At 51.2% G+C, this 14,470-nt stretch carries 13 protein-coding genes; 11 read left to right on the top strand and 2 right to left on the bottom strand.

Going from position 1 to position 14,470, the window contains the following annotated elements; translation table 11 throughout:
• The first annotated feature begins 196 nt into the window (after positions 1 to 196).
• On the top strand, positions 197 to 634 hold the full coding sequence (locus V0288_RS06110) for an SH3 domain-containing protein (RefSeq protein WP_332864160.1): 438 nt from the start codon (positions 197 to 199) through the stop codon (positions 632 to 634).
• 20 nt (positions 635 to 654) lie between these two features.
• Positions 655 to 2,304, top strand: coding sequence for an urea transporter (locus V0288_RS06105; RefSeq protein WP_332864159.1), 1,650 nt, complete (start codon positions 655 to 657; stop codon positions 2,302 to 2,304).
• Positions 2,305 to 2,505: 201 nt separating this feature from the next.
• On the opposite strand, the gene V0288_RS06100 is transcribed toward V0288_RS06105, so the two are convergent.
• Positions 2,506 to 4,185 carry an iron uptake porin gene (locus V0288_RS06100; RefSeq protein ID WP_422661918.1) on the bottom strand — a complete coding sequence of 560 codons (1,680 nt, stop codon included), beginning with the start codon at positions 4,183 to 4,185 and terminating at the stop codon, positions 2,506 to 2,508.
• Between the two features lie 314 nt (positions 4,186 to 4,499).
• On the opposite strand from V0288_RS06100, the gene V0288_RS06095 reads away from it, so the two are divergent.
• The 7 genes from V0288_RS06095 (at position 4,500) to V0288_RS06065 (ending at position 10,847) form a co-directional block, all read left to right on the top strand.
• Positions 4,500 to 5,693, top strand: coding sequence for a BMP family ABC transporter substrate-binding protein (locus V0288_RS06095; RefSeq protein WP_332864157.1), 1,194 nt, complete (start codon positions 4,500 to 4,502; stop codon positions 5,691 to 5,693).
• 103 nt (positions 5,694 to 5,796) lie between these two features.
• Positions 5,797 to 6,885 (top strand): ABC transporter permease, encoded by a 1,089-nt coding sequence (locus tag V0288_RS06090; protein WP_332864156.1) that lies wholly within the window; start codon positions 5,797 to 5,799, stop codon positions 6,883 to 6,885.
• A gap of 51 nt (positions 6,886 to 6,936) precedes the next feature.
• Positions 6,937 to 7,863 (top strand): ABC transporter permease, encoded by a 927-nt coding sequence (locus V0288_RS06085; RefSeq protein WP_332864155.1) that lies wholly within the window; start codon positions 6,937 to 6,939, stop codon positions 7,861 to 7,863.
• Positions 7,864 to 7,940: 77 nt separating this feature from the next.
• Positions 7,941 to 8,327 (top strand): allophanate hydrolase-related protein, encoded by a 387-nt coding sequence (locus V0288_RS06080; protein ID WP_332864154.1) that lies wholly within the window; start codon positions 7,941 to 7,943, stop codon positions 8,325 to 8,327.
• A 34-nt stretch (positions 8,328 to 8,361) separates the two neighbouring features.
• Positions 8,362 to 9,048 (top strand): biuret amidohydrolase, encoded by a 687-nt coding sequence (gene biuH, locus V0288_RS06075; RefSeq protein WP_332864153.1) that lies wholly within the window; start codon positions 8,362 to 8,364, stop codon positions 9,046 to 9,048.
• 92 nt (positions 9,049 to 9,140) lie between these two features.
• Entirely contained in the window at positions 9,141 to 10,511 is a 1,371-nt protein-coding gene (locus tag V0288_RS06070) for an 8-oxoguanine deaminase (protein WP_332864152.1), read from the top strand.
• Positions 10,512 to 10,553: 42 nt separating this feature from the next.
• Positions 10,554 to 10,847 (top strand): hypothetical protein, encoded by a 294-nt coding sequence (locus V0288_RS06065; RefSeq protein ID WP_332864151.1) that lies wholly within the window; start codon positions 10,554 to 10,556, stop codon positions 10,845 to 10,847.
• 134 nt (positions 10,848 to 10,981) lie between these two features.
• Here V0288_RS06065 and V0288_RS06060 read toward each other — a convergent pair whose 3' ends face one another.
• The gene (locus tag V0288_RS06060; RefSeq protein ID WP_332864150.1) at positions 10,982 to 11,437 is read right to left on the bottom strand and encodes a YegP family protein; all 456 of its coding nucleotides are present in this window, start codon (positions 11,435 to 11,437) and stop codon (positions 10,982 to 10,984) included.
• Positions 11,438 to 12,122: 685 nt separating this feature from the next.
• On the opposite strand from V0288_RS06060, the gene V0288_RS06055 reads away from it, so the two are divergent.
• A complete protein-coding gene (locus V0288_RS06055) occupies positions 12,123 to 13,673 on the top strand; it encodes an ABC transporter ATP-binding protein (protein WP_332864149.1) in 1,551 nt (516 codons plus the stop codon).
• A gap of 58 nt (positions 13,674 to 13,731) precedes the next feature.
• Positions 13,732 to 14,409 (top strand): cysteine hydrolase family protein, encoded by a 678-nt coding sequence (locus V0288_RS06050; protein WP_332864148.1) that lies wholly within the window; start codon positions 13,732 to 13,734, stop codon positions 14,407 to 14,409.
• Positions 14,410 to 14,470: the final 61 nt, after the last annotated feature.

Raw genomic sequence — 14,470 nt, 5'->3', positions numbered from 1 at the left:
CTATAGATAGATGACGGTCGCGCTGTTTTCCGTTTTAGGCGATGTTTCGGGGGCGGAATGTCTCTTAGGCTACCGAACTCTAACGAGCAGTATTAAAAAATACAGGAGGAATTGATTCGACCCTCTTCCCTCATTTGTATACTGTATTCCGTATACAAGTCAAGCGAACTTTATTTTTGCTTAAGAGGGAGTAAAAATGCTAAAACGAGCGCTCGGTCTACTGCTCGCGCTGACGATCGCCCTGTGGGGGGGAACGGCCTTAGCGGCGGGAAATCAAAGTAATCAGGGGATCGATCGACCCGCGACCCTAACCGCGGACTCGCCGAACTTCGAGATCTCCGTCTATCCGAAACCCGACACGAAGCTCGATCGCCTCGGCTACGGACTTTCCGGCGATGGAGTGACCATTCTCGAACAGATGGGCGTGAATCGGGGATTTTCCTGGTATCGCGTCCGTTTCGACAACACCGCTAAAACGGAAGGCTGGATACAGGGACAGTATTTAACGTTTCTCAATACCGACAACACCGCTCCCGACAAGGATACCGGGAAAAACCGTTATCTCGGCAACCGTTCTCGGCAAGTAAATCCGCAAGGAAATCAGCGTCAATATAACAACTATCAACAACGATAAAGCAAAAATCTCCATCTATCATGTCAGAACTCCAGAATGCTGTCACGGAATCCGAAGATCTACCGTTACAAGAAATTATCTCTCGGGTTCTCGCCCCGAACCTAGACTCCTCGCCGCCCCTTCCCTGGTGGACGGGGTTGGGAACCATGCCTTCCCTGAGTCAACGACTCGCCGCCAATCCGGTTCTCGATTTTCTCAACGCCACTTTCCGCGGGATCGCGCAGGTGATTTTCGTCAACAATCCCCTGAGCGGTTTGCTGATCTGGCTGGCCATGATGCTTCAGGCTCCTTGGATGGGCTTGCTAAGTTTTCTCGGTTCGGCCTCGGCTACCCTAGCGGCGAAAGCGTTAAAATCGAATCCCTTCATGGTTCGCGACGGGATTTACGGTTTGAACGGATTGTTAATCGGCGCGGCCCTCGGTTTTTTCGGTCAGTTCGGAAATGGCAACGGGAATCCCGCGTGGGCGATCGCCACGATCGTTCTCGCCGCCCTCACCTCGGTGGTGATGGAAACCGTGGGCTTATGGTTCACGAAAAAATTTCGAGTTTCCCCGCTAGGAATCCCTTTTAACGGTGTTTTATTGCCATTTTTGTTTTTAGTCGCCTTTATCCCGCAACCGTTTTTCGATTTAGGGCCGGCTCCCGCGCCCTTCGCCACGGGCGATTACGATCCCGTCCGCCTGATGCAGAGCTTTCACGTCGGTCTGGCCGGGGTCTTTTTCTCGGATAAACCGCTCTCGATCGCCCTGATCATGGTCGGGGTAGCGATCTGTACGCCGATCGGGGCGTTAGTCGCCATGATGGGCGGGATCATGTATATTTTGGCGGGTTTACTCTTAGAAGCCAAGCCCGACGAGCTATATCTGATGCTCTGGGGCTATAACGCGGTTCTGACCGCGGTGGCGATCGGTGGGGTTTTCTACGCCCCGACCCGTCTCAGTATCGCTCTAGCGGCGCTCTGCTCGTTTCTAGCGGCTTGTTTAAGCTTTCTCCTCGCCCCCGTTTTCTCGCTCGTCCGTTTACCGGTTCTCTCGGTTCCTTTCGCCATCGTCACGATCGGTTGTCTGTTACTCGTACAGAAATCGATCCCTTCCCTCGTCCCGGTCGCCCTACACACGGTCGCCAGTCCGGAGGAACACCGAGAGCGTTTTCTGGTGGCGAAAAAGATTATCGAGAACAGCCGTCTGCGACTACAAGCGGCCGTGGTGGGAGAGAAACACAATTTTCTTTTCGAGGATGCCCCCGATTCCGTCAAAGGTGATTTACGCTATGTCTTCAACGCGATCGATCGGGATGGGAACGGGCGAGTATCCGTGGCGGAATTAACGGGTTATTTACAGCGAATCGGTAAGCCGTTACCGGAAAGCGAATTCCAACGACTCTTTCAGGGAATGGATAGCGATGGTAGTGGCAAGATCGACTTTGAAGAGTTCGGGGAATTATTATTACGACATCGCCTATTGATGTCGCAATACGATCGATTCGCGAACTATTTCATCCCGATCGACGAGAATCACGATGATTTAATCAGCGCCGATGAAATGAACGTCGCCATGGCCAGCGTCGGGGAACCGCCTCTCTCCAAAGCGGAACGGTTATTCCTCCGGCAGAGGGTAGGAGGAACCGCGCTAACGTGGAATCAATTTATCGAAACCCTGCTGGTAATTTAGAGAGTAGCGATCGGCAGATTTTATTTCCGCCGATCGCTCGTTCTAGAAAACGTAAGTTGCTAGTTATAAATCCTAGCTGGCCGATCCCCCGCGCATCCCCCTTAAAAAGGGGGACTTTTTTTCATTTCCCCCCTTTTTAAGGGGGGTAGGGGGGATCGAAACGAGAGTTTAGAGGGCGAGAATTGTAACTAACAACTTGGGTTAGAAACTGTACTGAAGGCGCATATTGCCGACGAGAATACTCGGGTTATTGCTAAAGTTATTCGGATGACCGATGAACAATACCGAGGGAACGATCGCGATCCCGTTGGTGATCGGGTAGTAATAGGTTCCCTCGATCTCGTACTGGGTTCCCCCGTTGCCCCCGTTAGAGACGAGATATTTTTCCCCCGCGACTACATCGAAAGGAACGAGGAAAGAGACGGTTGCCTGCGCGCCTTCCTTGAAGAGATCGGGCAACGCGAAACCGACTTGAAAGGCCTGCGCGTTGACCGGTCGATCGATCGGTTTCAGGATGGTATTGCCGAAGGTATAGCGACCGAAAAGCCCGAATCCGTCAAAAACCAGCCAATCGAAGTTAAAACTGAAAGTATTCGCGGGAGAGGTTCCCAAACCGCCATCGTTGGGGTTCACGTCCAGACCCCGGCCCGGCCCCGCGTCGGCGATCCCGTACAGAGGTTCTCCCGTCGCGCCGCCGATCGTGCCGCCGAGCGCTTGCAGGTTACTCCAGGTATAGAGGAAACGCGCGGTAAAGTTATTACTCGGCGAGAAACTTAACTCGGCGGTAGTGGTGTTGGTTCCGCCGAATAATCCTTTGTTCGGATCGCTGGCGGTATTAAAAAGCGGCGCGCCGGGTAGGAATTCATCGGCCTCACCGAGATAGGCGACGTTCAGTTGTAATTGCGGGATAATTTTCCAGGAAACCACCGCGCCCGCGCCCCGATCGATCGCGTTCAACAGGGTACTGCCCCCGGAGTTAAAACTACCCGCGCCGTTGAGGAAGAAGGTGAACCGGTTATTGTCGAAGTAGCGATACCAGTTGATCCGCGGACCCACGGCGACCTGCACGTTATCTAGGAGGGGGAAACTGTAGAACAGTTCGCGGATGATCACGTCGGGAACCCCCACGTCCGGCCCGGCGGTCTGATCGGTGAAGGGAACCCCGAAGGTATTATATTGTCCGGCCGAGGCGTACACGTTCGCCGGGGAGTTCCCGTTACCGGCCGCGAGTTGGGTGACGAGGGTATCTTTCCCGGTAAAAGAGGTGGAGAAGGTGAGCCAGGTGAGGAAACTAAAGGTGATCTGGGCGTTATCCGGTTGTTTCTGCACGATCGGTTGTCCGGTGGCCGGATCGCGGCCGGGCGATCGGAACTCTAGCGGAACGTTCAGATTGGTGGCATTGACCCGGATATCGCCCCCCGCGTCGGCCCCCGTGAGGTTCATGAAGACCAAGCCGCTTAATTTGGTCGTGGTGGAAAATTGATGATCTTCGAGAAAAGCGGTTCGATTTTCTAGATTATCGACCCGCGCGCCCAACGCGGCGAGTTCGGTTTGAAATTCCTCCGCCAATCGTTTGAGTTTGTCAATATCTTCTTTAAGAACCGTAATATTATCCTGGAGCAGTCGCTCGATCGTGTTCAAACAGGCGTTCAAACCGGCCGCGAACTCCCATCGGGTTAACGCTCGATCGCCGCGGAAGGTTCGATCGGGATAACCGACAATACAACCGTAGCGTTCCACCAGACTCCGCAGAGCCTCGTAAGCCCACGCGGTCGGCGATACATCCCGTAATTGGTTCACGCTCGTTACCTGCGACATCGGCTTCGAGGGGGTCGGTAGCGTGTTATTTTGCAGTTGAGACACCTTCGGGATCTGTCGCATGGAGGGATCGGGGGGAATTTGTTGCGCTTTCGCCCCGGCGACACCGAACGTAGATAGCAGTAAAGACCCGTAAAAAATAGGCGCGAAGAGATGTCGCGCTTTTCCAGCACTAATTTCCGAATTCATACCTTCTCACACCTAATTATTCGGTTAAATCGTAAAAATCGTAACAAGCTTACCCAAAGCTAAATGTATCTCGGTATACAGTAGGCCGTAGACACTATGATCTATTTTTTGGGGCAGGCTGAATCACTAGATACGGAAGTCTGGTGTCATCCCGTACTTTTGCAAATATTAGGAGCGATCGATCCGTCATGACTCCGAGACAATACCATCTCTCTCGTCGTCAGATCCTGCGCGGGATACTAGCGACCACGGCTTTTGGTGTCACCACGAAATTCGGAACCGGATGCACCCCGGCGAAAAATGACTCGACTCCCTCCACCTCGGCGGCCTCTCCCACGGGATCGGCGGAAGATCTGGTGATCGGCTTTATCTACGTCGGGCCGAAGGACGATTTCGGTTACAACCAAGCCCACGCGGAAGGCGCGGCCAGTCTCGCCAAGCTTCCCGGCATCAAGATCGTCGAACAGGCCAGCGTACCGGAAACGACCGAAGTACAGGAAGCGATGCGGAGCATGATCGAGCAGGACGGGGCGAAAGTGCTTTTCCCGACCTCTTTCGGTTATTTCGATCCCCATATCCTCAAAATGGCGGCGGAATATCCCGAAGTACAGTTTTTCCACTGCGGGGGATTGTATAAAGACGGCGTTCATCCCAAGAACATCGGCAGTTACTACGGCTACATCGACGAGGCGCAATATATCGCCGGAATTATCGCCGGTCACATGACAAAATCGGGGAAATTAGGCTTTGTCGCCGCGAAACCGATCCCCCAAGTCCTGCGGAATATTAATAGCTACACGTTAGGCGCGAGGAGCGTTAACCCGAAAATCACCACGCAGGTCATTTTCACGGGCGATTGGGCGGAACCGGTCAAAGAGGCCTCGTCCGCGAACAGTATGGCGGATCAGGGGGTCGATGTACTAACCTGTCACGTCGATAGCCCGAAAGTGGTCATGGAAACGGCGGAAAAACGCGGCATCTACTGCACCGGCTATCACGCGAATCAAGCTTCCCTCGCGCCGAAAGGCTATCTCACCGGCGCGGAATGGGATTGGACGAGCGTTTACACGAACTACGTGAACGATATTAAAGCGGGTAAAACCCTGATGAATGGCGGGATTCCCCATTTAGTGCGCGGCGGTTTGCAGGATAAGTTCGTCAAGATCTCCGACTACACGGCCGCGGTCAATGACAAGGCGAAAAAAGACGCGGATACAGCGAAAGCGAAGTTTATGGACGGCTCGATGGTGATTTACAAGGGAGCGATTCAAACAAATCAGGGCAAATCGGCGATCGATGCCGGAAAAGCCTTCAAACAGAAAGATCCCGCGCTAGAACAGATGGATTGGCTAGTCGAGGGCGTGATCGGTAGTACCAGTTGATTTCTTCAAAAAGAGATTCGGGCAAAAATGAATCGCTTTTCGGTGGATTACGCTTCGCTAATCCACCCTACGGTATACGGTCTGTTCTGTCGCGGTAAATTGCATGATCGGCTCAAACAACTGGCGGAAAACGGCGGAAGCGATCGCTATCCCGATCGCCGCGATTCTGGTTTCCTTGGTCATTTTCGGTATTTTCTGTTTTTTTGCCGGGGCGAATCCTTTCGGGGTGTACGCCTCGATCTATAAGGCGGCTTTCGGGAAGTGGACTTCGTTTCAGAATACGTTGATCCGGGCTTCCCCGTTGATGCTCAGTGCCTTGTGTACCGTTCTTCCCGCCCGCTTGGGGCTGGTGATTATCGGCAACGAGGGAGCGATCGTTATGGGGGGATTGGGCGCGGTTTCCGTGGGATTAGCCCTATCCTCCGCGCCGCCTCCGGTAGTACAGATCGCGATGGCGTTGGCGGGAATGTTGTTCGGGGGGATCTGGATAGCGATCGCCGGCGCTTTACGTCATTATCGCGGGGTGAACGAGACGATCAGTAGTTTGTTAATGAATTATATAGCGATCGCCATTCTCAATCACCTCGTGAACGGGCCGATGCGCGATCCGAGTTCCCTGAATAAACCCTCGACGTACCCGATTATCGAGGCGAATATGTTGGGGACGATTCCGGGGACGCGGGTACATTACGGACTGATCTACGGGTTGATCGCTTGTTCGATCGCCTATTTCCTGATCCAGCGTACTACCTTCGGTTTCGCCGCGCGTACCGCCGGGGGCAATATCCGCGCCGCGCGTCTCGCCGGCTTACCCGTGGGGAAATTAACCACCGCGATCTGTTTTCTCGCGGGTTCCTGCGCGGGACTGGCGGGAATGGTGGAGGTAGCGGCGGTTCACGGGAGAGCGAACGAGTCCCTGAACGCGAACTACGGTTACGGGGGCGTTTTAGTCGCTTTCGTCGCCAGAAATAACCCTCTAGCGGCGGCGTTAGTCTCGATTCTCCTCGGGGGAATTCTCGCGAGCGGGGGAATTTTGCAGAGGGAACACGGTTTACCGGACGCTACGGTGTTAGTGTTTCAGGGGATCGTCTTCCTCGTGATTCTCTACAGCGAAACTTTCTACGGCCGGTTCGACATTTTTAAAGATAAGGAACCGGTAACGGTGGAGAGTCGGCAAACGGCCTCGGTGTGATCCGTGAAGGTATGAATCGAAAAAAGTCAGGATAGGGAGAGAAATCGAACAATGGCGACAGAAACGATCGGATGGTGGGGGGTTCCGTTGGGGATTCTCGCGGGGACTCTGAGGGGAAGCGCGCCGTTTCTCTTCGTGAGTTTGGGGGAATGTCTGACGGAGAAAAGCGGCAAAATCAATCTTGGACTGGAAGGATCGCTCTTACTCGGGGCGATGAGCGCTTACGCGGTTTCCTATCTCACCGGATCGCCGTGGGTCGGGGTTTTAGTCGCCGGACTCGCGGGGATGGTGTTGGGAATCATTCACGGTTGGTTGTGCCAACAGCCGCGGGTGAGCGATTTCGCGCTGGGGATCGCGATGTTTATTTTCGGGGGGGGGTTGGCGTTTTTCTTGGGAAAACCGTTTATTAAACCGGTCGCGCCGCAATTACCCGCGATTTCTCTGGCGGAGTGGAGTTCGATTCCCGCGGTACAATCGGCGTTTAAAATCTCTCCTCTTTTTATTATCGGGATAGCGATCGCTCCCCTAATGCAATGGTTCTTTAAATCTACCCGGTGGGGGCTGTACGTGCGCGCGGTGGGGGATAGTCCGGACGCGGCGCGGGCGATGGGAATTTCGATTTTTAAAGTACGGATGTTTTGTATTGTCGCGGGCAGTTTTCTCGCGGGAATCGGGGGGTCTTATCTTTCCCTGTATTACCCCGGAAGCTGGACGGAACGTATCTCTAGCGGACAGGGTTTGATGGCGATCGCTCTCGTGATTTTCGCTCGTTGGAATCCGATACAATGTTTATACGCGTCGCTATTATTCGGGGGCGCGCAGGCGATCGGCCCGGCGTTACAAGCGGTAGGTTTTGATGCCTATTACTATCTGTTTAACGCGTCTCCCTATATCCTAACCTTGGTAGTTATGATTATTACCTGTTCGCCCAAACGTACCCTATCGGGATTACCCGGAGCGATCGGACGGAGCGATTAGGAAATCGTAGGGTGGATTAGCGAAGCGTAATCCACCAATAAACCCGATTATTTCACAATAATTTCTCACAATAATTTATGACGGAAACAGTAGAATTAGCGGTGAATGGTGGCTTGATGCGAGGGTTTGAAGATAACAAAAATCTTCTGCTTGTCAATGCCACTTTCGTGAGAGAGGCGCGGACGGAACCGGTGTATCGATTTTTCTCGATCGGCGATCGACATCCGGCCATGTTACGGGTACAGGAAGGGGGAGTCTCGATCGAGGTAGAAATTTGGGCGGTTCCCCTAGTCGGTTTCGCCAAAGTTTTACAACTCGAACCCCCCGGATTATGTATCGGCAAAGTGCGATTAGAAGACGGACAGGAAGTATTAGGAGTTCTCGGCGAATCGATTCTCTGTGAACAACATAAAGAGATCACCGAATACGGAAGTTGGCGAAAATATACCGGGAATTACTTGTAAAGACATTAATTCTGATTACAGAGAGAGCGAAATCATGGCAATCTATGTTAAGTCCACGCCCTATCCCTATCCCTACAATGGAGATTTACGCCCCGAAAATACCGCGCTAATTATCATCGATATGCAGACGGATTTCTGTGGTGTCGGGGGATATGTGGATAAAATGGGTTACGATCTATCCTTAACCCGCGCGCCGATCGAGCCGATCGGAAAAGTCTTAAAAGCGTTCCGAGAAAAAGGCTTTTTTATCATCCACACCCGCGAGGGACATCGACCCGATCTCTCCGATTTACCCGCGAATAAACGGTGGCGTAGTCAACGCATCGGAGCGGGAATCGGCGACCCCGGCCCCTGCGGAAAAATTCTAGTTCGCGGTGAACCGGGATGGGAAATTATTCCCGAACTCGCGCCGTTACCGGGAGAAGTAATTATCGATAAACCGGGGAAAGGTTCCTTTTACGCGACGGATTTAGATTTAATTCTCAAGCGCAATAAAATCGATAATATTATCTTGACCGGCATCACCACAGATGTTTGTGTTCATACCACCATGCGCGACGCGAACGATCGAGGTTACGAGTGTTTATTACTTTCCGATTGTACCGGTGCGACCGATTACGGCAATTATTTAGCCGCTTTAAAGATGATCGAAATGCAGGGAGGTGTCTTCGGCGCGGTGGCGGATTCTACGGCGTTGTTGGAAGCGATCGAGAACATTTAATACCCGATCGATACGCTCCTTTTTGAATCCCTGAACCCTGTAATAGGGCGCAAGCCTTGCGCCCCTACAATCGACTCCTGCCTCTTCGTTCTATGTCTACTTTATTAATTAAAAACATTCACACTCTCGCCACGATGGACACCGACCGGCGGGAAATTCGCGACGGCGCTTTATTCGTTCGGGATAATGTTATCGAATCGGTCGGAAAAACTTCCGAATTACCGGAAACAGCCGATGAAGTGCTGGATTTACAAGGTCGATTTGTTGTTTTGCCAGGGTTAGTGAATACCCATCACCATTTTTATCAAACGCTTACCCGCGTGATTCCGGCGGCGCAGAATTGTAGTTTATTCCACTGGTTGAAAACGCTGTACCCGATTTGGGCGAATCTCACCCCGGAATCGATCGATATTAGCGCGCGAATCGCGGCGGCCGAATTAATCTTATCCGGTTGTACCACCGCGAGCGATCATCTTTACATTTACCCGAATGGCAGTAAGCTAGATGATGAAATCGAGGCGATACGCTCGATCGGGCTGAGATTTCACGCCAGTCGGGGCAGTATGAGTGTCGGGGAAAGTCAGGGGGGACTTCCTCCCGATTCGGTGGTCGAAAAGGAAGACGAAATTTTAAAAGATAGTCAACGATTAATCGAGAAATATCACGATAATAATCGGTATTCAATGCTGAGAATTACCCTCGCGCCCTGTTCCCCGTTTTCGGTGACGCGGGACTTGATGCGAGAATCGGCGAACCTGGCCCGATCGAACCCCGGCGTTCGCTTACACACCCATCTCGCGGAGAATCAGTCGGATATCGACTACAGTTTAGCGGTTTTCGGCATGAAGCCGGAGGATTACGCGGAATCCGTCGGCTGGCTGGGCGAGGATGTCTGGCACGCGCATTGTGTGCGGTTGGACGATCGCGCGATCCGCTTGTTCGCGGCAACGGGGACGGGGGTAGCCCATTGTCCCTGTAGTAATCTGCGCCTGGCGAGCGGGATGGCTCCGATCCGGGAGATGCTCGATCGAGGGGTTCCGGTAAGCTTAGGGGTGGACGGTTCCGCCTCCAATGACACCTCGAATCTCTTGAATGAAGCGCGGACGGCTTTCCTGATGGCGCGGGTGCGGGAGGGGGACGCGAACGCGATGACGGCGCGGTCCGCCTTGGAAATCGCCACGTTAGGAGGCGCGCGGGTGTTGGGAAGGGACGATATCGGTTTTCTCGCGCCCGGAATGTGCGCGGATTTTGTCGCGATCGATCTCGATCGACCGGAATTAGCCGGCGCTCTCCACGACCCGATCGCGGCGATTATTTTCTGTCAGGTGAATTCGGTGGATTATAGTTTTATTAACGGTCGAAAAGTGGTAGATGCGGGGAGGTTGGTGGGGATCGATCGAGAACTTCTGGTCCAGAAACACAATCAACTAGCGCGTCAATTAATGGCGATCGCTCCTAGATAAAAATTAAAATAACGTATAACTATACCCCCCGCTCTCAAAACCATGCACACCATTCAAGCGCGAGTTACCGTCAATAGCGATCATATTTTAAATATTTCCTTACCCGATGACATCGCGGAGGGTACTTATCAAGTCGTGATCGTCCTGAATCCCCAACCCGAAAACGAAACCGACGACGGGGACACTCCCGATGAGATAGTGATCGAAGGAATTCAGGAGGGACTCCAACAAGCTTTTACCGGTCAAATAATTCCCCTCGATCGAATGTGGGAGAGAATGGCTACCGAATCTAGCCACTATTTACACGAAATCAGATCGCTCGGACATTCTCCATAAAGTTATTGAGTCCATCATCGAAAAATTTGAACAAAAAAATCAACGATATCGAACGCTTTTTAATAGCTAAACTATTCTAAAATAATAGAAACGAGAACTCGATTTTGCGATCAATAATACTCTTCTAATTCCGATTAGACTGAATTCGATCCCATAAACTTAGCGTCTAGATTATATACGATAGGAGTATTGGAAGAACCTTTAACTAAGCTGATATCGTACAAGCAATCTTGACGATTTTTATAACTCTCTCCAGATTCCGCGATCGTTTTCCCATCGCTTGCCACCAATTTCCACCGATATTCGCACGCGGTATCGATGTAAACAACATATTCTGATCTGTAAACAACGTATTCTGTTCGATTAGCGACTTTTCGCGTGAGATTAAATTTTTTCTGCTCGCTCCAAGCAACAAAAACAATTCCCAAGCCAACTGTTAAAGTAATAATAAACCCTGAAGGTGCGCCTCTGGTGAGCAGTAAAATTACGGCGAACCCGACGAAGACAATACCTGTCTGCTGGATCAAAGAACGAAAACTCGCTTTCGCTTCATCGTAAAGGCTAGTTTTATTGGAATTTCCCCGAATCATATTAATTCCTCCGCCTTAACTCCCGTAAATCTGCCCAGAAGCGTCCAAGAATCCGGCCGGACAGAACGATCCACAAACAGAAGTCCGATATAACGATTATGAAACAAGCATAACGCGATACGCCTAAAGGGTTCTCTGCGAGACATACATCGAAGCTAGAGAAATCTTTACCGATAATCACGCGGCCGACAAGGCTAGGAAGCTGTAACAACACGCCAAGCGCGATCGCGTCCTGAATCGATAGGTAAACCGTTCTCCACAAATCCCCCATTAAACCCCTGCCTATCTCATCCAAGGGTTCCCATAGATTCCGTAAAATTGCCCGTGTCGCTCTGCCTGTTGGGGTTTGTGGTTCGGGACGATCCGGATCGGGATTAGATGGCGGTGGAACGGGGTTTTGACTCATCTCGATCGAACGGCATCGAGATTGATCGATGCTTTTTAAAGCGATACCGTATCAATTATAGCATATAAATCAAGTTATTGTTTGTTATTTCAATTTATTTAACCTATTTTCGCCTAAAATAATTTTTGGGTTCGTTAAAAATGGAGATGATCGCATCGAATCCGGTTCCAAAATAAACTCGATCGAGAAAAGTAACTTTAGATACTAACTTCAGAAAATAATTTTGTCAGTCTTAGCTATAACGCTATCGTTCCCGCTTCCCTAGCGGGAGAAAACGCTATGACCCATACCAGTCCCGTCACGGAAACCGTCACCACTCCCCCGGAACTCGAAGTCGTCAATATGACGAAAAAATTCGGCTCTCTGGTCGCGCTCGATAGCGTTTCCCTGAAGATGAAGCCAGGGACTTTTCACGCGCTATTAGGCGAAAATGGAGCGGGAAAAAGCACGCTCGTCAAGTGCATCATGGGTTTCTATACTCCCACTCACGGCGATGTCTTGATCGGTAAAAAATCCCGCGAGATCAAAAATCCCCGCGACGCGCATCACTACGGTATCGGTATGGTTTACCAGCATTTTACCTCCGTTCCCGCGATGACCGTCGCCGAAAACCTCGTTCTCTCCCGCTACGACAGCAAAAATCTAATTAACTGGAAAAGTGAATTAGAACGGTTAAGTGATTTTATGGCTAACTCGCCGTTTCAAGTGCCTTTAGATAGAACGATTAGCGAGTTGGCGGCTGGACAGAAACAGAAACTCGAAATTCTCAAACAACTGTATTTAAATAGTAAAATTTTAATTTTAGATGAACCCACTTCCGTGTTAACGCCGGGGGAAGCGGATGAAATCTTGGGGTTATTGCGGGAACAGGTGACGGATGGAAAATTAAGCGTTTTGATGATCAGCCATAAATTCCGCGAGGTGATGGCTTTCGCGGACGAGATTACCGTATTACGCAAGGGGAAATTTGCGGGAAACGGAAAGGTACAAGATCTGACCGTCGAGGATATGGCGAAGATGATGTTAGGGGAAGAGAAAAAGAATTTTGACGAGCAGATCGTGAAAGAATCGGTCACGAAATCCCCGAAACCCGTTCTCGAAACCCTCGATTTACACGGAGATAAGGATAATGGATTGGAGGCGGTTACGGCAATTACTTTCGAGATATTCGGGGGGGAAATTGTCGGTATCGCCGGGGTTTCCGGAAACGGACAGCGGGAGTTAGTAGAGATTCTAGCGGGACAGCGACCGGCAACGAAGGGAGGGATTTTCATTAACGGAAAAGTATATCGATCGACCCGTCAAGAAATGTTCGATCATCAAGTGTTTATCCTTCCCGAAGAACCGTTGCGGAATGCCTGTGTTCCGACGATGAGCGTGGCGGAAAATATGGCGTTGAGAACGTTCGATCGACCCCCGCAGGCGAAAGGATTTTTATTAATTCTCAAAGCGATTCGGGAGATGGCGAAAGGATTAATTGAAACTTTCTCGGTGAAAACCCCTTCCCCGGAAACCCCGATTCATAATCTTTCCGGGGGCAACGTGCAGAGGGCGGTTCTCGCGAGAGAATTATCCTCGGAAGATATTAAAGTTCTCATCGCCGCGAATCCCTGTTTCGGGCTGGATTTCGCCGCGGTAGAATTCATTCACCAACAGATTTTAGAGGCGAGAAATCGAGGGGTAGCGGTATTATTAGTGAGCGAGGATCTGGATGAATTATTGAAACTGTCCGATCGCATCGTAGTGATGAGCGAAGGTAGATTGGTTTACGAGAGTTCGATCGAATCCGCCGACATCACCATCATCGGTCAAAAAATGGCGGGACATTAGGGGAGGCAGAAGGCAGGAGGCAGGAGTTAGGAGTCATATAACTTATAAAAACTCGATCATGATCACTATTAAAGCGCAACCCTACGATTACGAAATTCCCGATCTCGAAAAAGTCGCCCTACTAATTATCGATATGCAGAGGGATTTTCTCGAAGAGGGTGGATTCGGGGCCGCGTTGGGAAATGATGTCGGGCAATTGCGATCGATCGTCCCGACGGTGAAAACACTTCTCGATACTTTCCGCCGATACCATCTTCCCATTTTCCAAACGGTAGAAGGTCATCAACCCGATTTATCCGACTGTCCCCCCTCGAAATTGAAACGTGGGAGAGGCTCTTTAAAAATCGGTGATTCTAGCACGATGGGGCGGATTTTAATTTTAGGAGAAGCGGGCAATAATATCATCCCCGAATTAGAACCTTTACCCGGTGAAATCGTGATCCCGAAACCGGGGAAAGGGGCTTTCTATCGGACGGATTTAGAATCGCACCTACAAGCGAAAGGAATCACCCATCTCATCATCACGGGGGTGACTACCGAGGTTTGTGTCCAGACTACTGCGCGCGAGGCGAACGATCGAGGCTACGAGTGTCTATTAGTCGAGGATGCCACCGCGAGTTATTTCCCGGAGTTTAAACAGTCCACCCTAGAAATGGTACGCGCTCAAGGGGGAATCGTCGGCTGGACAGCGCCCGCGAAAAATGTGTTAGACGCGCTGGGTGAGGCTATGGGGTGAGGGAGGTGAGGGAGATGGGGAATTTTTCGGGAAAAGGGGAAGAAGAAAAGGGAAAAGAGCT

The organism is Pannus brasiliensis CCIBt3594 (assembly GCF_036688125.1).
Lineage (GTDB): Bacteria > Cyanobacteriota > Cyanobacteriia > Cyanobacteriales > Microcystaceae > Pannus > Pannus brasiliensis.
The sequence above is the reverse complement of the archived record's forward strand: the minus strand, read 5'-3'. Positions and strand labels throughout refer to the sequence as shown.

Coding starts and splice junctions, on each gene's coding strand:
- V0288_RS06110 (WP_332864160.1), top strand. CDS start 197: ATGCTAAAACGAGCGCTCGGTCTACTGCTCGCGCTGACGATCGCCCTG.
- V0288_RS06105 (WP_332864159.1), top strand. CDS start 655: ATGTCAGAACTCCAGAATGCTGTCACGGAATCCGAAGATCTACCGTTA.
- V0288_RS06100 (WP_422661918.1), bottom strand. CDS start 4,185: ATGCGACAGATCCCGAAGGTGTCTCAACTGCAAAATAACACGCTACCG.
- V0288_RS06095 (WP_332864157.1), top strand. CDS start 4,500: ATGACTCCGAGACAATACCATCTCTCTCGTCGTCAGATCCTGCGCGGG.
- V0288_RS06090 (WP_332864156.1), top strand. CDS start 5,797: ATGATCGGCTCAAACAACTGGCGGAAAACGGCGGAAGCGATCGCTATC.
- V0288_RS06085 (WP_332864155.1), top strand. CDS start 6,937: ATGGCGACAGAAACGATCGGATGGTGGGGGGTTCCGTTGGGGATTCTC.
- V0288_RS06080 (WP_332864154.1), top strand. CDS start 7,941: ATGACGGAAACAGTAGAATTAGCGGTGAATGGTGGCTTGATGCGAGGG.
- biuH (WP_332864153.1), top strand. CDS start 8,362: ATGGCAATCTATGTTAAGTCCACGCCCTATCCCTATCCCTACAATGGA.
- V0288_RS06070 (WP_332864152.1), top strand. CDS start 9,141: ATGTCTACTTTATTAATTAAAAACATTCACACTCTCGCCACGATGGAC.
- V0288_RS06065 (WP_332864151.1), top strand. CDS start 10,554: ATGCACACCATTCAAGCGCGAGTTACCGTCAATAGCGATCATATTTTA.
- V0288_RS06060 (WP_332864150.1), bottom strand. CDS start 11,437: ATGATTCGGGGAAATTCCAATAAAACTAGCCTTTACGATGAAGCGAAA.
- V0288_RS06055 (WP_332864149.1), top strand. CDS start 12,123: ATGACCCATACCAGTCCCGTCACGGAAACCGTCACCACTCCCCCGGAA.
- V0288_RS06050 (WP_332864148.1), top strand. CDS start 13,732: ATGATCACTATTAAAGCGCAACCCTACGATTACGAAATTCCCGATCTC.